Genomic DNA, 17,006 nt, shown 5'->3' on the forward strand with positions numbered 1-17,006 from the left:
CGAACGACCGCGCTACCGGACGCGAGTTGTTCTGCGTACCAAGTCTTCCCAGCCGTCGGCCAATCGCTCCATCGGGATGCCCAGATCGCGGTACTGATGCAGCACCAAGGTGGCTTCGAGTGGCGTGAGAAGCCAGTGCGTCAACAGCGGGAGGTCTCCGTCGACACCGGCTGCGCGGAGCAGCGTCAGGACATGAGTGAAGTTGACCATGTGAGCGGGAGCGGAATATCGAGCGCCTGTGGAGGCCTCGGCAGCGCGCAGTACTTCGCCTTGGACGTTGACGAACTCGAGGCGGGCCCGGCCGAAGGCGACGAGACGGTCGATCGGGTCCGCTCCCGGCCCGAGTGGTGGGTCGCCGAACATGAAGGCATGTTGCAGCTTCTGCTCGGTGTGATCGAGGAGTGCGCGCATCAGGCCGGCCCGGTTACCGAATCGGCGAAACACGGTGCCTTTGCCCACACCGGCCTTGGCCGCCACGGCGTCCATGGTGATGGCGTCCGCACCGACGGTGGCCACGAGATCCGTTGCGGCATCGAGCAGTAGCCTGCGATTTCGCGCGGCGTCACATCGCTCGGAGTCCTCGCCCGCAATGGGCAGCATGGGGCCGGTCACAGCATCCAGCCTACCCTGTCGGGAACAGAAGTGGACCACGGTCCGTTTGAATGGTATGAATTGACGCGACGATCACGTCACCCGAACTTCAGAAGGAAGATCTCATGTCAGACGCTCACGTACTCGTTCTCGTCGGAAGCCTGCGCGCAGAATCGGTGAACAAGCAGATCGCCGAAACCGCAGTCACCGTGGCACCCGCCGGTGCCGAGATCGTGGTCTACGACGGACTCGGAGACGTCCCCTTCTACAACGAGGACATCGACGTCGAGGGATCGGTACCCGCTGCCGCTCTCGCTCTGCGGGCGGCCGCAGAAAAGGCGTCGGCCCTGCTGCTCGTCACCCCCGAATACAACGGCACCATCCCTGCCGTACTGAAGAACGCCATCGACTGGCTCTCACGTCCGTACGGCGCGGGCGCCATGGTCGGCAAGCCGGTCGTCGTCATCAGCGCATCGCCCAGCGGTAACGGTGCCAAGTGGGCGCACGAGGACACGAGCAAGGCCGTGCGTATCGCCGGCGGGTCGGTGCTCGAGGACGTCCAGCTCTCCATCGGCGGCACCATGGACAAGTTCGGGTCGGCGCATCCTCGCGAAAACGCCGAGGTGTCCGGAGAAATCGAGCATGTGGTGGCCGAGTTGGTCAAGGCCTCGAACGACCTCGTCAGCGCCTGACTCCCTTGCGGTGTCGGTAATCATTTTCATGTAGGCTGAAGCGATGAAGGTGAGAAACTCTCTGAAATCGCTCAAGAACAAGCCGGGTGCGCAGGTGGTTCGCCGCCACGGTGTCGTGTTCGTGATCAACAAGAAGGAGCCGCGATTCAAGGCGCGTCAGCGCTGACTCTCGGTCGATCGTCTCTGCAGGGCCCCCGGGCATGACCCGGGGGCCTTGCGGCGTGTGTGGGCAATGCTGTCGTAGGCGCACCTCACCGAGTTCACGGTCGTCGGTTGCGACGGAGAACATAGGCCCGATGTGATGTGCGACACGCCGAAGCGCTGGGATCTGTCGTCGTCGGCAGGGCCGTGACCAGCGAATACCAAGCATGTTGTTCGCAACATCTCGTGTTGTAGGCATATGTCGGACACTAGGTGTAGTGTTTGTCGGACCGAGAGGCCACAACTCGAAGGGCTTGCGAAAGCGGGTTCGAGCAGGTCGAAGTCGCCCTGAGCGGGAGATGTTCTCGGTGCTACACGCAGAGCACATCGGTCGCCGTCGGTGCACCCGATGGCGACAACGGAAAGAGGGACACCATGAGCATCACCGTTTACACCAAGCCCGCCTGCGTTCAGTGCAATGCCACCTACCGCGCCCTCGACAAAGAGGGCATCGAGTACTCGGTCGTAGACATCTCTCAGGATGCCGAGGCGCGCGACTACGTCATGGCTCTCGGTTACCTGCAGGCTCCCGTCGTCGTCGCCGGTGACGATCACTGGTCCGGTTTCCGTCCGGATCGCATCAAGAGCCTCGCCGTGAACGCTGCTTGAACAGATCGAGAAAGTGAGTGAGCGGTGAGTCGTCCGCCGCAGTCCTCGAACTCACTGGTGTATTTCTCCAGCGCCTCCGAGAACACGCACCGATTCGTGTCGAAGTTGGACATCCCCGCGACGCGTATCCCACTGCGGGATCCGGAGGGCACTTTCCGCGTCGATTCGCCGTACGTTCTGATCGTGCCGACGTACGGCGGGGGATCGACCTATACCGGCCGCGACACCAACTATGTCCCCAAGCGCGTGATCAAATTCTTGAACGACAAGCACAATCGGTCGTTGATCAGAGCGGTCATCGCTGCTGGAAACACCAATTTCGGTGATTCCTTCTGCTTCGCCGGAGACGTCATTTCTCAGAAATGCGCAGTCCCGTATCTCTACCGCTTCGAATTGATGGGCACCCCCGAGGACGTAGTGCGAGTCCGCGAGGGACTCGAGGACTTCTGGGAACGCGAAGTCCGTCGCGCTGCCCACACGCACTAGAGCACCACCCACCTCAGACCAGTAGGAGCACCGCCGTGGCACCGACCATCACCGACGCAGCACCCGCACCCGCCGCCATCCGGGGCGACGGTGACATGGACTACCACGCGCTCAACGCGATGCTCAATCTCTACGGCCCCAACGGCGAGATCCAGTTCGAGAAGGACCGCGAGGCCGCCAACCAGTACTTTCTGCAGCACGTCAACCAGAACACGGTGTTCTTCCACGATCTGGACGAGAAGCTGGACTACTTGGTCGAGGAAAACTATTACGAGCCCGAGGTTCTGGATCAGTACTCACGTGAGTTCGTCAAGTTCCTGATCAACCACGCGTACTCGAAGAAGTTCCGCTTCCCGACGTTCCTCGGTGCGTTCAAGTACTACACCTCCTACACGCTCAAGACGTTCGACGGTAAGCGCTACCTCGAGCGTTTCGAAGATCGTGTGTGCATGGTGGCACTGACGCTCGCGGCAGGGGACGAAGCCCTGGCCACCGATCTAGTCGATGAAATCATCGCCGGCCGATTCCAGCCCGCGACGCCCACCTTCCTCAACTCGGGCAAGAAGCAGCGCGGCGAGCCCGTCTCGTGCTTCCTGCTCCGCATCGAAGACAACATGGAGTCCATCGGACGATCCATCAACTCGGCCCTGCAGCTGTCCAAGCGCGGCGGCGGAGTGGCGTTGCTGCTGAGCAACATTCGCGAAGCAGGTGCGCCGATCAAGCGCATCGAGAATCAGTCGTCCGGTGTCATCCCGATCATGAAGCTGCTCGAGGATTCGTTCTCGTACGCCAACCAACTCGGTGCCCGTCAGGGTGCGGGCGCGGTGTACCTGCACGCGCACCACCCCGACGTCTACAAGTTCCTCGACACCAAGCGTGAGAACGCGGACGAGAAGATCCGTATCAAGACGCTGTCCCTCGGAATCGTCATCCCGGACATCACGTTCGAGCTGGCTAAGAAGAACGAGGACATGTACCTGTTCTCGCCGTACGACGTCGAGCGCATCTACGGAGTGCCGTTCGCGGACATCAACGTCTCCGAGAAGTACTACGAGATGGTCGACGACAAGCGAATCCGCAAGACCAAGATCAAGTCGCGTGAGTTCTTCCAGACTCTCGCCGAGCTGCAGTTCGAGTCCGGCTACCCGTACATCATGTACGAGGACACCGTCAATCGTGCGAACCCGGTGAAGGGCAAGATCACTCACTCGAACCTGTGCTCGGAGATTCTCCAGGTCTCGACGCCGTCGACGTTCAACGACGACCTCTCGTACAGTCATGTGGGCAAGGACATCTCGTGCAACCTGGGCTCGCTGAACATCGCCAAGACAATGGACTCGCCCGATTTCGGTAAGACGATCGCGGTGGCGATCCGCGGTCTCACTGCGGTGTCGGATCAGACCCACATCTTCTCGGTGCCGTCGATCGAGCAGGGCAACAACGACTCTCACGCGATCGGCCTGGGTCAGATGAACCTGCACGGCTACCTCGCCCGCGAGCGCATGCACTACGGCTCGACCGAGGGCATCGACTTCACGAACATCTACTTCTACACCGTGTTGTTCCACGCCATCCAGGCGTCGAACCAGCTGGCGAAGGCGCGCGGCCAGTACTTCAAGGGTTTCCCCGATTCCAAGTACGCCTCGGGTGAGTTCTTCGACAAGTACACCGATCAGGTGTGGGAGCCTGCGACCCCGAAGGTCGCGAAGTTGTTCGCCGATTCCGATGTCGCCATCCCGACGCAGGCCGACTGGGCCGCTTTGAAGGCCTCGGTGCAGGAGTACGGAATCTACAACCAGAACCTGCAGGCCGTGCCGCCGACCGGCTCGATCTCGTACATCAACAACTCCACCTCGTCGATCCATCCGGTGGCCTCGAAGATCGAGATTCGCAAGGAAGGCAAGATCGGCCGCGTCTACTACCCGGCTCCGTATCTCGACAACGACAACCTGGACTACTACCAGGATGCGTACGAGATCGGGTACGAGAAAATCATCGACACCTATGCTGCGGCAACGCAACACGTCGACCAGGGTCTGTCGTTGACGCTGTTCTTCAAGGACACCGCCACCACTCGCGACATCAACCGCGCGCAGATCTACGCATGGCGCAAGGGCATCAAGACGCTGTACTACATCCGTCTGCGTCAGATGGCTCTCGAAGGCACTGAGGTAGAGGGTTGCGTGTCCTGCATGCTGTAGCGCCTCGCGCTCCTACGTGCAGGATCGGGCCGCCCGGGCCGATTGCCAACCGACACAGATGTTGTGTCATGCATTGATGTCGGACACAACGGGTAGTGTTCGAGCAAGCCAACATTCGGCAGATTCTCTCGGTAGATAGGACACATGGTGAAGCTCATCGATCGCGTTTCCGCAATCAACTGGAATCGGGTCCAGGACGACAAGGACTCCGAAGTCTGGGAGCGCCTCACCAGCAACTTCTGGTTGCCCGAGAAGGTGCCGGTGTCCAACGACATTCCGTCGTGGGCAACGTTGACCGACATCGAGAAGAAACTGACGATGCGGGTGTTCACCGGGCTGACACTGCTGGACACCATTCAGGGCACCGTCGGTGCCGTCAGTCTCATTCCCGACGCCATCACTCCTCACGAGGAGGCGGTGTACACCAACATCGCGTTCATGGAATCGGTGCACGCCAAGAGCTACAGCTCGATCTTCTCCACCCTGAGCTCCACCCGCGACATCGACGACGCGTTCCGGTGGTCCGAGGAGAACGTCAACCTTCAGCGCAAAGCCGAGATCGTGCTGAACTTCTACCACGGTGACGACCCGCTCAAGCGCAAGGTCGCATCGACGCTGCTCGAATCGTTCCTCTTCTACTCCGGCTTCTATCTGCCGATGTACTGGTCCTCGCGGGCCAAGCTGACCAACACGGCAGACCTCATTCGCCTGATCATCCGCGACGAGGCCGTGCACGGGTACTACATCGGATACAAGTACCAGAAGGGTCTCGAGACGGCCAGTGAGGCGCGTCGCGAAGAGCTGAAGAACTACACGTTCGAGCTGCTGTTCGAGTTGTACGACAACGAGGTCGAGTACACCCAGGACCTCTATGACGAAATCGGTCTGACCGAGGATGTCAAGAAGTTCCTGCGCTACAACGCCAACAAGGCACTGAACAATCTGGGCTACGAGGGTCTGTTCCCCAAGGACGAGACCGACGTCAATCCAGCGATCCTGTCCGCCCTCTCACCCAACGCCGACGAGAACCACGACTTCTTCTCCGGCTCGGGTTCCTCGTACGTCATCGGCAAGGCCGTCAACACCGAAGACGAGGACTGGGACTTCTAGACACGCGTTCGGGCTTCGGGCCGCTCACTCCTTCGGTGGGCGGCCCGGAGCCCGGATGTCCTTGGCGTCCTTCGGCATTCGTCCTTTGTCGGTCAGTGCTTTCCGTAGTAGGAACTCGATCTGAGCGTTGGTGCTTCGGAGCTCGTCGGAAGCCCAGCGGGCCAGGGCGTCGTGCACCGCTGGGTCGAGCCGAAGCAGGATCTTCTTACGCTCGGTGGTCATGGCTCACTGGTACAGCGATCCGGTGTTGACGACGGGCTGGGTGTCGCGATCGCTGCACAACACGACCAGCAAATTCGACACCATCGTCGCTTTGCGTTCCTCGTCGAGTTCGACGACGTGCTTCTCCTCGAGCTTCGACAGCGCCATCTCCACCATCCCTACAGCGCCCTCGACGATCTGCTGACGTGCCGCGATGACGGCCCCTGCCTGCTGGCGTCGAAGCATGGCCTGGGCAATCTCCGGGGCGTAGGCGAGACGGTTGATTCGGGTCTCGATCACCTCGACGCCCGCCGATCGCACGCGTGCGTGCACTTCCTCCGACATTGCGGCAGTGATCTCGTCTGCATTCTCCCGCAACGACATTCGCCCTTCGGCGTCGTACGGGTAGCTACCGGCGATGTGGCGAACCGCAGATTCGGTCTGGACGGCCACGAACTCCTCGTAGTCGTCCACCTGGAACGACGCCAGGGCGGTATCGGCAACCTGCCAGACGACGATCGCGGAGATCTCGATCGGGTTGCCGTCGGCGTCGTTGACCTTCGATTGGCCGGTCTCGTGATTGCGAATGCGCGTCGAGATGGCCCTGCGGTAGGTCAGTGGATTGGTCCAGCGCAACCCAGGAGTGCGCAGCGTTCCGCTGTACGAGCTGCCGAGGAGCTGCAGAACGCGAGCTTGATTCGGTTGCACCAGAGTCAAACCCATCAGAGCCGGCAGCGAGAGTACGAACAGTACGACTCCGCCGGCCACCATCCCTGCAATGGTGAAGGCGAGACCGAGAACGAACACGGCGATGCCGCCGAGGAACAGCGCGAGACCGACACCGAGCATCGACCAGCCGGGTAGATCCCAGCCCGTGCGCTCGGCGATGGTGGTGGTCGGTGTACCCGTCGGCTTCTCGGCGACGGTAGTGGGTGCTGACATGGGAACCTCCCTCTCGATGGTGATACTAAAGTGATATCACATTACGGAGCGATGGGTAGCCGTTCGATGCATGTGTGCCCGCGGCGCGGTGGGGGAGTCAGCGTCGAAACCAGGCCGACGGGTCGTCGGCGATGGCTTTCTCGATGCGCAATCGAGATGTGGCAGTGAGGTTTTCGGGTAGGTCGGCGAGCGCGAACCAGGCAACGTCGAGGTTTTCGTCGTCGGCGACGTGAGGATTGCCGCCGGTGTAGCGGGCCAGAAACGTGATGTCCAGATACTGTGCGACGTCGCCGTTGGGATAGGTGATCGGCTCGGTCACATCGACGCTCGTCAAGCGCACGATCGTGGCGTCCACTCCGGTCTCCTCAGCGATCTCCCGGAGCGCGGCAGGTGCCGGTTCCTCACCGGGCTCGAGGATTCCGGAGACCACGGCCCAGGTGTTGTTGTCTGCTCGCAGGGTCAGCAGCACTCGACGGTCGTCGTCGAGAACGACGGCACTGACACCGGACAACCAGAGGGGCGACGTACCGACGACGTTGCGCAGTGCCTGCACGAATTCCGGAATGGGCATCGCGCTAGGACACGTAGCCGTTCAAGGAAGCGGAGAGATCGGCCAGAACAGCCCGCGCCGCGATGATCCCGCTGCCGGACCAGACGGTGTCGTTCACCGCGAAGATTCGGCCGTCGGTGACCGAGCCGAGAGCATGCCACGCGTCGCTGTCCATCACCTCGCGGCCGAACGACTCACCGTCGGGCCCGGCGAATCGTACGTAGACGATGTCGCCCTCGACCGAAGAGAGGTCATCTCCGGTGACCGAGAAATCGGCGTCGCGCTGGCTCTGTGGCCGTCCGACGCCCACCTCTGCGAGGACTTGGCCGGCGAAAGAACTCGGACCGTCCACCTCGATGGTGTCGCCACCGAATCGGATGACCGAGGCCTGGGTCTGCGTGGCGTCGATCTCGCGACCGACCCGCTCGGCATCGTCGGAGAACGACGCCAATGCCTCGAACCCCGACTGCCCCCGACCCAGCGCTGCGGCCGACTGCAGGAAGGTGTCCTTCCAGCCCTGCCCGGTCGAGGTGAACACGGTCGGGGCGATGGCACTGAGCGCGTCGTAGGTGTCCGATCCCAACGAATCGGTGCCCAGGATCAGGTCCGGATCGAGTGCGGCGATGGCATCGACGTCAGGAGCGCCGACCGGACCGACGGACGGAACGGACGCCAATCCGGTACCCAGGTACAACGGCTGGTCTCCGTCTCCACGGAAGTCGGGGTTCAGCGTCGCCGAGCCCACGACCCGCTCCCAGATGCCGACCGCGCAACTCGCGTCCAAGCCTGCTGCGTCGAGAACGACGATGCGCTGGGGGTCGGCCGGGATGGCACTGATTCCCTCGGCATGCCCGACCGGACGAACATCGCCTTCGATTCCCGCCGGGTCGAGCGGGGCAAGGGCCGGACACAGGCCCACGGTGTCCCGGTTGTTACCCACCACGCCGGCTCCGGCGATGTTGGTGGTGCTGCGCACGATGGTGGATGCATCGTCCTGCGACTCGGAATCGGAGCAGCCGGCCAACGTCACGGCGGCGGCGAGACAAGCAGCGGCGACGACGCCGATCCGGTGCCGTGCACTCGAACGGGGGACTCGTGCGTGGAGTGGCAACGCGGAACTTCCTTCGACGGGTCGGGTGGTCTCACACAGTATCGGAAGGCCGGCGTCGCACGACACTCGAACCGAGGCCGCCGAGAAGGCGGAATCGGTCACACCAGCGGCATCTCCGGCGGGGCGGAAAGGCCCACAGCGCAGGCAGATCACCCGATTCGAGCGGTGCCGAACCAGTCCAATACGACACACGGTAGGACCGGTTCGGCACGCGTCGGTCGGACGGTCTACGATTCGAGGAGCGCACGACTAGATGACGTCGCCCTGTGGTTCGGGGTCGGACGCGCAATCAGGAGGATCTGTGACTGCCTTAGCGCCTAGGCCCGCTCCCGCGGTGGATGCTGCTCGGCCGTTCCCGCCGAGGATGGGACCGAAGGGCTCGTTTCTGCACAAAGCGGTGACGACGACCGATCCCAAGGTGTTGGGGATCATGTACATCGCGACGTCGTTCGCGTTCTTCTTGGTCGGTGGACTGATGGCGCTGTTGATGCGCGCCGAGTTGGCCGTACCGGGGCTGCAGTTCCTGTCGAACGAGCAGTACAACCAGTTGTTCACGATGCACGGCACCATCATGTTGCTGCTGTACGCGACGCCCATCGTGTTCGGCTTCGCGAACTACATTCTTCCGCTGCAGATCGGTGCGCCCGACGTGGCGTTCCCGCGTCTGAACGCGTTCTCCTACTGGCTGTACCTCTTCGGTGCGTTGATCACGACGGCCGGTTTCATCACCCCCGGCGGTGCAGCCGACTTCGGTTGGACTGCGTACACCCCGCTCACCTCCGCTCTGCATTCGCCCGGCGTCGGCGCGGACATGTGGATCATGGGCCTGGCCATTGCCGGCCTCGGCACCATCCTCGGTGGCGTCAACATGGTCACCACGGTGATCTGCCTGCGTGCCCCCGGTATGACGATGTTCCGGATGCCCATCTTCACCTGGAACATCCTGGTCACGTCGATCCTGATTCTGCTGGCGTTCCCGCTGCTGACCGCCGCTCTGCTCGGCCTGGCCGCCGACCGCCACCTGGGTGCGCACCTCTTCGATCCGGCCACCGGCGGAGTGCTGCTGTGGCAGCACCTGTTCTGGTTCTTCGGCCACCCCGAGGTCTACATCATCGCGCTGCCGTTCTTCGGAATCGTCTCCGAGGTGTTCCCGGTGTTCTCCCGCAAGCCGATCTTCGGCTACTCCGGCCTGATCTACGCGACGATCGCCATCGCCGCACTGTCGATCGCGGTGTGGGCGCACCACATGTACGCCACCGGCGCGGTGCTGCTGCCGTTCTTCTCGTTCATGACGTTCCTCATCGCCGTTCCGACAGGTGTGAAGATCTTCAACTGGGTCGGCACGATGTGGCGTGGCCAGGTGACACTGGAAACGCCCATGCTGTTCTCGATCGGCTTCCTGATCACGTTCGTGTTCGGCGGGTTGACCGGCGTGCTGCTGGCGTCGCCGCCCATCGACTTCCAGGTCACGGACTCGTACTTCGTCGTCGCTCACTTCCATTACGTGGTATTCGGCACGGTGGTGTTCGCAACGTACGCAGGCATCTACTTCTGGTTCCCGAAGATGACAGGCCGAATGATGGACGAAGCCCTGGGCAAGTGGCACTTCTGGCTGACGTTCTTCGGCTTCCACGCCACCTTCCTCGTCCAGCACTGGCTGGGTAACGAAGGCATGCCGCGTCGCTACGCCGACTACCTGCCTTCGGACGGGTTCACCGAGCTGAACATCATCTCGACGATCGGTGCATTCATCCTCGGCGCGTCCACCTTGCCGTTCGTCTGGAACGTCTTCAAGTCCTACCGATACGGCGAGGTCGTCACCGTCGACGATCCGTGGGGCTACGGCAACTCGCTGGAGTGGGCAACATCGTGCCCGCCGCCGCGGCACAACTTCACCGAGCTGCCGCGGATCCGGTCCGAGCGTCCGGCGTTCGAGTTGCACTACCCGCACATGGTCGAACGGATGCGTTCGGAAGCACACGTCGGGCCGGGGGCACACGGTGGTAAGACCACCGCCGTCCTCGAGCAGGCCCGCCGGGCTCCGCTCGCCACCAGCGATCACGAAGGGTCCGGAGACCCCGACCCCAGGTAGTCACAGCACAGCGAGAGCCCCTCCCGGCTACCGGGTGGGGCTCTTCGCTTGCGACAATCCGCTGCGTGTTCGGGTTTGCCCGTACACCACAACGTGACACGACGACGTATCCGGCCGCTGGCCGAAGGTGAAAGGGAGATCCGGTGAAGTCGAACGACACCGCAGTGCTGGTGACGGTGACGGGACCCGACAAGCCGGGTGTCACGTCCGTGCTGTTCGCCGCCTTGTCTCGGCACGACGTGAGCCTGCTCGACGTGGAGCAGGTAGTCATTCGCGGGAGACTTACCCTCGGTGTCCTGTTGACCTGTCCGCGCGATCCCGAAGCGCTGCAGGAAGAGCTCGAGGACGCCATGGCCACGGTTGGTGTACACGTGGACGTCGAAATCGGCGCGGCGCAGAGCGGCGGCCGGAGTCTGGGAACCCATGTCGTCGTCGTCCTCGGTAGGCCCGTGACCGCACGAGCATTCAGCACCATCTCGCGCGAGTTGGCCCGGCAGGGCGCGAACATCGACTCCATTCGCGGAATCGCCGATTACCCGGTGACAGGGCTCGAACTGCAGGTGACTGCCACGGACACGTCGCCCGAAGCCGATGTTGCACTCCGTACCGGTCTGGCCGCCATCGCAGCGGGAGTCGGAGTGGACGTGGCAGTGGAGAGGGCGGGAATCGCGCGTCGATCGAAGCGACTGATCGTGTTCGACGTCGACTCCACGCTGGTCCAGGGAGAAGTCATCGAGATGCTGGCTGCGCGCGCCGGCCGCGAGGACGAGGTGAGGGCCGTCACCGAAGCAGCGATGCGCGGCGAGATCGACTTCGCCGAGTCTCTGGAACAGCGGGTCGCCGTCCTGGCCGGTCTGGACGAGTCGGTCATCGACGAAGTAGGCGAGAGTCTCGAGCTGACCGCGGGGGCACGGACCACCATCCGGACCCTTCGGCGGCTCGGGTTCGCGTGCGGCGTCGTATCCGGAGGCTTTCGGCAGGTCATCGAAGGGCTGGCCCACGAACTCGAGCTGGACTACGTCAAGGCGAACACCCTCGAGATCGTCGACGGCAAACTGACCGGCCGAGTGATCGGTGAAGTGGTCGACCGGGCGGCGAAGGCTACTGCACTGCGTGAGTTCGCAGCACAGTCCGGGGTGCCGATGGAGCAGACGGTGGCGGTGGGCGACGGGGCCAACGATATCGACATGCTCACCGCGGCCGGTCTCGGCGTCGCCTTCAACGCCAAGCCTGCGTTGCGCGAAATAGCCGACACCGCAATCTCGCATCCGTATCTGGACGCGGTGCTGTTCATCCTCGGCGTCACTCGCCACGAGATCGAAGCGGCGGACGCTGTCGACGGAGGCGTCCGTCGCGTTCCGATCCCATGACCGACGAGTTCTCCACCGGCGACACCGGACTCGGTGATTCCGAAAGTGCCGGGTCGGCAGACGATGTGACCGGCGACAACGAGTCCGAAGAGTTCCGGGCCGAGAACACGTTCGACTCGCGTCACGCCGAGCTCGCCCGAGGGTACGGCGGTGCCGAGGATCCCGAGGACCCGGCGGATGTCCTGGCCATGCCGCTGGTGCTGCACATTCCCAAGGTGGATCCGCCGCGACGCAGCGAACTGCTCGAGGCAGCCGCGCGGGCGACGGTGGCGCTGTGCCTCGACCCGCGGGTGGGGGTGGGTGCCTCGTGGCACGACGACTTCACCGAATGGACGTCCGCTCGAATTCGTAAGGTGGCCCGGCGTGCACGGGGTGCGCAGTGGACCGCTGCACAGGACGTTCCGGGAATCACGGTGCATGTCGGCGGTGCATCGGCGCGGGCGCTGGTTCCCGGTCGCGTCGGAGATCTGGATCCGAGGATCAAGCGCTTGCAGATCGGTGGCACCGATGTCCCGTCCGACGAACCAACCGTGTCGGCACCGGGTCCGGTGCTGTGGGTCGACGCTTCGTTGTCCATGACGGTGGGCAAGGCTGCCGCTCAGGTGGGACATGCCTCGATGCTGCTTGCCGGGGCGATGAGCGTGGACCAGTGTCGAGAATGGGCATCGGCCGGCTACCCGTGCTCGGTACGCCCGGCCGATCCGCGGCAATGGGCCCGCGCGCTGGACGAGGTTCGCGTCGGACGCGGCGTCGCGGTGCGGGATGCGGGCTTCACCGAAGTGGCGCCAGGCTCCACGACGGTCATCGCCGTTCCGAACTAGGGTCCACTGTCGTGTAAGTGGCTATCGGGAACATGTCCAGTGCTGCCCGAGACTGGGAGTATGTTCACCTCACCACTTCGCGCACTCGCCGGTCGGCGACTCCCGTCGCGACTGGCTGCGCTCTACGTCGGACTGTGGCTGTACGGCGCGTCGATGTCCTTGATGATCGCCGGCGGTCTCGGTGTCAATCCGTGGGATGTGTTCCACCAGGGCCTGGAAAGCCACCTCTCGCTCAGTTTCGGCACCATCACCGCGATCACCGGAGTGGCCGTGCTGCTGATGTGGATTCCGCTCCGGCAGCGCCCGGGCCTGGGAACGGTGAGCAACGTCGTGGTGATCGCCGTGGCCGTGGACGCGACGTCCGCGTTGCTGCCGCACCTGGACGGTCTTGTGATTCGGTCGCTCGCCATGGTGGCGGGGATTGTGCTGAACGCCTTCGCCACAGCCCTCTACATCGGGGCCGGCATGGGCCCGGGCCCGCGCGACGGGTTGATGACGGGCTTGGTGGCCAGAACCGGATGGTCCATCCGTCTCACCCGCACCGGCATCGAATTGACCGTGGTGCTCACCGGTTGGCTGCTCGGCGGGACACTGGGGCTGGGCACGGTGCTCTACGCCCTCGGAGTCGGCCCTCTCGTCCAGCTGTTCATGACTCACTTGCCTGCGCTACGCAACACCAGCACGGTGGAACCGGTCACCGATATGGTCGAACCTGCTTCCAGCGCCTCGGTATTCGGCGGTACCCCGTCCGGGTACGAGGAGTCGAGTACCGGCACGAACCGCGACGACGACCAGCTGGGGCAGGCCAGAGTGATCTCCGCAGGCCCGCCCGAGTGCAGTATCACCAGTGAACTCGCGTCCTCGACCTGCCCACCGTCCGAGGCGTAGGAGCGTACGTCGGAACCGTCGACCCAGGCCGCGATCGTGCGCACCGAATCGTCGTTCCAACGGTCGGTGTCGAATTCCTTTCCAGCAGAATCGAACCACACCAGGTCCGGTCGACCGGTCGGTGTTGCGCGGCCGATGAAGAACTCCTGCTGTCGCAGCGTCGGAGCGCTCGCACGCACGCGTAGCAGCCTCGCCACGAACCGAATCATGTTCTGATCGGCGCTGTCCCAGTCGATGGCCCACGAGTCCGCGGCGGGCGCATCCTGGGGGACGCAGTACGCGTTGTTGTTTCCGGCCTGCGTGTGGCCCAGTTCGTCGCCGGCCAGGAGCATCGGCGTCCCCGTCGAGAGCGTGAGGGTGGCCAGCAATGCCCGAACATGGCGTTCGCGCGCGTCGAGAATTTCTGCATCCTCGGTCGGCCCCTCGATTCCGTAGTCGACCGACGAGTTGTTGTCGGTTCCGTCCCGGTTCGCTTCGCCGTTGGCCTCGTTGTGCTTTCGTGCGTAGGACACCAGATCGCGGGCGGTGAAGCCGTCGTGCGCGGTGACGAAGTTGATCGACGCCCATGGCCGTCGGCGGCTGCCCGCGAACAGGTCCTCGGATCCGGCGAGCCGCGAGGCCACTTCGCGGACTCCGTGTTGGCCGGCCCAGAAGCGTCGAATCGTGTCACGGTAGCGATCGTTCCATTCCGACCACGCCACTCCGAAGTTTCCGACCTGATACCCGGCACCGGTGGCATCCCACGGCTCGGCGATCAACTTGACCTGCGCCAGTACAGGATCCACGGCGATGGCGGTCAGAAGTGGTGCGCGAGCATCGAATCGCCAACCGCCGGGTCGGCCGAGCGTACTGGCAAGGTCGAATCGAAATCCGTCGACGCCCATCTCGTCCACCCAGTACCGCAGGCTGTCGCACACCATGCGGACGACCGCAGGCGAGGCCGAGTCGAGAGTGTTGCCGCAGCCGGTGAGGTCGACGTCCGATCCACGGCCGTCCAGAAGGTAGTAACCGGGCGCGTCGAGACCACGCCAACTGATCGACGGTCCGTCGACGGAGGATTCGCACGTGTGGTTGTAGACGACGTCCAGGATCACTTCGATCCCGGCACCGTGGAGCGCGTCGACCATGGTCCGGAACTCCTCGACCTCCTCACCGGGAACAGCGGCGAACCGTGGATCCGGTGCGAAGTAGGCACCCGTCGAGTAGCCCCAGTGGTTACGCATTCCGCGGGCGCGCACACCGGGCTCGGTGAACGTGGTGTGGACAGGAAGTAATTCGACCGAGGTGATGCCGATACGAGCGAGATGTTCGAGCACCGCAGGTTGGCCGAGTCCCAGGTAGGTGCCGCGAAGATGCTGGGGCACAGCAGGATTACGCGCCGTGAAGGACCCGACGTGCAGCTCGTAGAGAACGGTACGGTCCCAGGGCACCGACGGTCGAGCCGGACGATCGGCGCGAGACGACGGTGCGCGAACGACGCCGAGCGGGAGATGCCCGAGCGAATCACGAGAACTGGGCACCCCGAAGGGATCGTCCTCGTAGGCCAGCAGGGCCGACGGGTCGCCGAATTCTCCGGTGATCTGGCGGGCGGAAGGGTCCAGCAGAATCTTCGCAGCGTTGAAGCGACGCCCCGCGTGTGGATCCCAGCTACCGTGTGCCCGGAAGCCGTACCGGTCACCGGGTCGAACGCCGGGAACGAAGCCGTGTCGAACCCCGAACGTACTTCTCGCCAGTTCTACTCGGCGTTCGCCGCCCTCCGGATCGATCAGGCACACTTCCACGCCGTCGGCCTCGGGTGCATGGACTGCAAATTGAGTGCCAGTCGCGCTCACCGTGGCACCCAGGGGGAACGGTGATCCGGGTGGGTTGGTACCGGCATCTCGGTTCTCCGAGCTGTGAGTCCTGGCAGGCAGTTCGTGATTGGGCGACACGCGTGCACATCCTGCCGTGAATGCAGGGGCGATGTGCGGGAAGATAGGAGTCGTGTCTGAACCGGATCCCGACCTGCTCGTAGATTTCACCGACGTCGTCGTCCGCCGTGGTGGTGTGACCTTGGTGGGGCCCGTCACCTGGAAGGTGGAACTGGACGAACGCTGGGTCGTTCTCGGACCCAACGGGGCCGGAAAAACGTCGCTGCTGCGCATCGCAGCAGCCGAGATCCATCCGACGTCGGGTGTGGCCCACGTGCTCGGCGAGGTCATGGGCAAGGCCGACGTCTCCGAACTCCGGCCACGCATCGGGTTGTCGTCGTCCTCGTTGGCCCACCGCATTCCGGCCGACGAACTCGTCTCCGATCTGGTGGTCTCCGCCGGATACTCGGTACTGGGACGGTGGCGCGAGAAGTACGACGCAATCGACACCGAACGCGCGGTGGAGATGCTCGAAAGTCTCGGTGCCGAACATCTCGCCAGACGCACGTACGGAACCCTCTCGGAAGGCGAACGCAAGCGGGTTCTCATCGCGCGTGCCTTGATGACCGATCCCGAACTGCTGTTGCTCGACGAGCCTGCGGCCGGTCTCGATCTCGGCGGTCGCGAGGAATTGGTGGCGCGCCTTGCCGATATCGCCGCCGACCCGGATGCTCCTGCCACCGTGCTCATCACCCATCACGTCGAGGAGATTCCCCCGGGTTTCAGCCACGCTCTGCTGCTCAAGGAAGGTGGCGTGGTGGCCCAGGGTCTGGTGGACGACGTCATCACCGCAGAGAACCTCACGGAGGCGTTCAGCCAGTCGATCGCTCTCGACCGTGTCGACGGCCGCTTCTTCGCTCGCCGTACCCGGGCAGCCGGTGCCCACCGACGCTAGCGGTGGGCCGCGCTGATTCCGCTGCGCTGCTCAGCGGTGGGCCGCCCTGATTCCGTTGCGCTGCTCGGCGGTACGTTGCCGATATGAGCTCGAACAGTGATATCGATCGAATACCGGCCCGGGATGCCTCGACCGTCGTCTTGATCCGCGACGGACGTGCACGGTCCGAGATCGAAGTGTTCCTCCTCGAACGGGTCGGCGGCATGGCCTTCGCGGGGGGAATGACGGTGTTTCCCGGAGGCGGAGTCGACCCGTCGGACGCCGCGGCAGACGTGGGGGGGGGGGGGCCCCCCCCCCCCCCGCGGGGCGCCCCCCCCGGCACCCACCCCCGCAACA

At 63.8% G+C, this 17,006-nt stretch carries 16 protein-coding genes and 2 pseudogenes; 12 read left to right on the top strand and 6 right to left on the bottom strand.

The features are described from left to right. Positions 1-12 precede the first annotated feature (12 nt). Positions 13-612: a TetR/AcrR family transcriptional regulator gene (locus ACFI9K_RS06420; protein ID WP_222093070.1), complete on the bottom strand. Its 600-nt coding sequence runs from the start codon at positions 610-612 to the stop codon at positions 13-15. Positions 613-716: 104 nt separating this feature from the next. Here ACFI9K_RS06420 and ACFI9K_RS06425 point away from each other — a divergent pair, with 104 nt between their 5' ends. The 6 genes from ACFI9K_RS06425 to nrdF all read left to right on the top strand — a co-directional run bounded on the left by ACFI9K_RS06425 (position 717) and on the right by nrdF (position 5,890). Next, positions 717-1,283 (top strand): NAD(P)H-dependent oxidoreductase, encoded by a 567-nt coding sequence (locus tag ACFI9K_RS06425; protein ID WP_222093071.1) that lies wholly within the window; start codon positions 717-719, stop codon positions 1,281-1,283. Positions 1,284-1,326: 43 nt separating this feature from the next. After that, positions 1,327-1,449 carry a type B 50S ribosomal protein L36 gene (gene ykgO / locus ACFI9K_RS06430; protein WP_027496600.1) on the top strand — a complete coding sequence of 41 codons (123 nt, stop codon included), beginning with the start codon at positions 1,327-1,329 and terminating at the stop codon, positions 1,447-1,449. Between the two features lie 410 nt (positions 1,450-1,859). Further along, the gene (nrdH, locus tag ACFI9K_RS06435; RefSeq protein ID WP_222093072.1) at positions 1,860-2,093 is read left to right on the top strand and encodes a glutaredoxin-like protein NrdH; all 234 of its coding nucleotides are present in this window, start codon (positions 1,860-1,862) and stop codon (positions 2,091-2,093) included. 24 nt (positions 2,094-2,117) lie between these two features. Continuing rightward, positions 2,118-2,579, top strand: coding sequence for a class Ib ribonucleoside-diphosphate reductase assembly flavoprotein NrdI (gene nrdI, locus ACFI9K_RS06440; RefSeq protein ID WP_222093073.1), 462 nt, complete (start codon positions 2,118-2,120; stop codon positions 2,577-2,579). Positions 2,580-2,614: 35 nt separating this feature from the next. Then, entirely contained in the window at positions 2,615-4,780 is a 2,166-nt protein-coding gene (nrdE, locus tag ACFI9K_RS06445; protein ID WP_222093074.1) for a class 1b ribonucleoside-diphosphate reductase subunit alpha, read from the top strand. A gap of 144 nt (positions 4,781-4,924) precedes the next feature. Next, positions 4,925-5,890: a class 1b ribonucleoside-diphosphate reductase subunit beta gene (nrdF, locus tag ACFI9K_RS06450; protein ID WP_222093075.1), complete on the top strand. Its 966-nt coding sequence runs from the start codon at positions 4,925-4,927 to the stop codon at positions 5,888-5,890. Positions 5,891-5,914: 24 nt separating this feature from the next. Here nrdF and ACFI9K_RS06455 read toward each other — a convergent pair whose 3' ends face one another. From ACFI9K_RS06455 to ACFI9K_RS06470, 4 genes are all read right to left on the bottom strand, one after another. Then, the gene (locus tag ACFI9K_RS06455) at positions 5,915-6,112 is read right to left on the bottom strand and encodes a type II toxin-antitoxin system antitoxin (RefSeq protein WP_462662728.1); all 198 of its coding nucleotides are present in this window, start codon (positions 6,110-6,112) and stop codon (positions 5,915-5,917) included. Positions 6,113-6,115: 3 nt separating this feature from the next. After that, positions 6,116-7,033 (bottom strand): SPFH domain-containing protein, encoded by a 918-nt coding sequence (locus ACFI9K_RS06460; protein ID WP_462662729.1) that lies wholly within the window; start codon positions 7,031-7,033, stop codon positions 6,116-6,118. 97 nt (positions 7,034-7,130) lie between these two features. Continuing rightward, positions 7,131-7,604 carry an NUDIX hydrolase gene (locus ACFI9K_RS06465; protein ID WP_462662730.1) on the bottom strand — a complete coding sequence of 158 codons (474 nt, stop codon included), beginning with the start codon at positions 7,602-7,604 and terminating at the stop codon, positions 7,131-7,133. A gap of 4 nt (positions 7,605-7,608) precedes the next feature. Beyond that, on the bottom strand, positions 7,609-8,694 hold the full coding sequence (locus ACFI9K_RS06470; protein ID WP_462662756.1) for an iron-siderophore ABC transporter substrate-binding protein: 1,086 nt from the start codon (positions 8,692-8,694) through the stop codon (positions 7,609-7,611). 301 nt (positions 8,695-8,995) lie between these two features. Between ACFI9K_RS06470 and ctaD the strand changes: the two genes are divergently transcribed. The 4 genes and pseudogenes from ctaD to yczE all read left to right on the top strand — a co-directional run. Continuing rightward, positions 8,996-10,786, top strand: a complete 1,791-nt coding sequence (ctaD, locus tag ACFI9K_RS06475; RefSeq protein WP_462662731.1) for an aa3-type cytochrome oxidase subunit I — start codon at positions 8,996-8,998, stop codon at positions 10,784-10,786. A gap of 143 nt (positions 10,787-10,929) precedes the next feature. Further along, positions 10,930-12,156, top strand: a complete 1,227-nt coding sequence (gene serB / locus ACFI9K_RS06480) for a phosphoserine phosphatase SerB (protein WP_462662732.1) — start codon at positions 10,930-10,932, stop codon at positions 12,154-12,156. Then, positions 12,153-12,977, top strand: a complete 825-nt coding sequence (locus ACFI9K_RS06485) for a peptidyl-tRNA hydrolase (protein WP_462662733.1) — start codon at positions 12,153-12,155, stop codon at positions 12,975-12,977. The genes serB and ACFI9K_RS06485 overlap by 4 nt, the downstream gene beginning before the upstream one ends. Before the next feature lie 162 nt (positions 12,978-13,139). Further along, positions 13,140-13,571, top strand: a pseudogene (gene yczE / locus ACFI9K_RS06490) (membrane protein YczE); the annotation flags it as partial. 59 nt (positions 13,572-13,630) lie between these two features. Here the strand turns inward: yczE and glgX are convergent. Next, a complete protein-coding gene (gene glgX / locus ACFI9K_RS06495; RefSeq protein WP_462662757.1) occupies positions 13,631-15,778 on the bottom strand; it encodes a glycogen debranching protein GlgX in 2,148 nt (715 codons plus the stop codon). A gap of 49 nt (positions 15,779-15,827) precedes the next feature. Between glgX and ACFI9K_RS06500 the strand changes: the two genes are divergently transcribed. Both ACFI9K_RS06500 and ACFI9K_RS06505 read left to right on the top strand, forming a co-directional pair. Continuing rightward, complete coding sequence (locus ACFI9K_RS06500) at positions 15,828-16,670, top strand: ABC transporter ATP-binding protein (protein ID WP_462662734.1); 843 nt, start codon at positions 15,828-15,830, stop codon at positions 16,668-16,670. Between the two features lie 83 nt (positions 16,671-16,753). After that, a pseudogene (locus ACFI9K_RS06505) lies at positions 16,754-17,006 on the top strand (hypothetical protein); the annotation flags it as partial.

Source organism: Rhodococcus sp. PSi06 (genome assembly GCF_054960675.1).

What these genes read in the sequence shown, in the direction of transcription:
- ykgO (WP_027496600.1), top strand. Translation starts at nt 1,327, where the DNA reads ATGAAGGTGAGAAACTCTCTGAAATCGCTCAAGAACAAGCCGGGTGCG.
- nrdH (WP_222093072.1), top strand. Translation starts at nt 1,860, where the DNA reads ATGAGCATCACCGTTTACACCAAGCCCGCCTGCGTTCAGTGCAATGCC.
- ACFI9K_RS06455 (WP_462662728.1), bottom strand. Translation starts at nt 6,112, where the DNA reads ATGACCACCGAGCGTAAGAAGATCCTGCTTCGGCTCGACCCAGCGGTG.
- ACFI9K_RS06465 (WP_462662730.1), bottom strand. Translation starts at nt 7,604, where the DNA reads ATGCCCATTCCGGAATTCGTGCAGGCACTGCGCAACGTCGTCGGTACG.
- ACFI9K_RS06500 (WP_462662734.1), top strand. Translation starts at nt 15,828, where the DNA reads ATGTGCGGGAAGATAGGAGTCGTGTCTGAACCGGATCCCGACCTGCTC.
- ACFI9K_RS06425 (WP_222093071.1), top strand. Translation starts at nt 717, where the DNA reads ATGTCAGACGCTCACGTACTCGTTCTCGTCGGAAGCCTGCGCGCAGAA.
- nrdF (WP_222093075.1), top strand. Translation starts at nt 4,925, where the DNA reads ATGGTGAAGCTCATCGATCGCGTTTCCGCAATCAACTGGAATCGGGTC.
- ACFI9K_RS06485 (WP_462662733.1), top strand. Translation starts at nt 12,153, where the DNA reads ATGACCGACGAGTTCTCCACCGGCGACACCGGACTCGGTGATTCCGAA.
- ACFI9K_RS06460 (WP_462662729.1), bottom strand. Translation starts at nt 7,033, where the DNA reads ATGTCAGCACCCACTACCGTCGCCGAGAAGCCGACGGGTACACCGACC.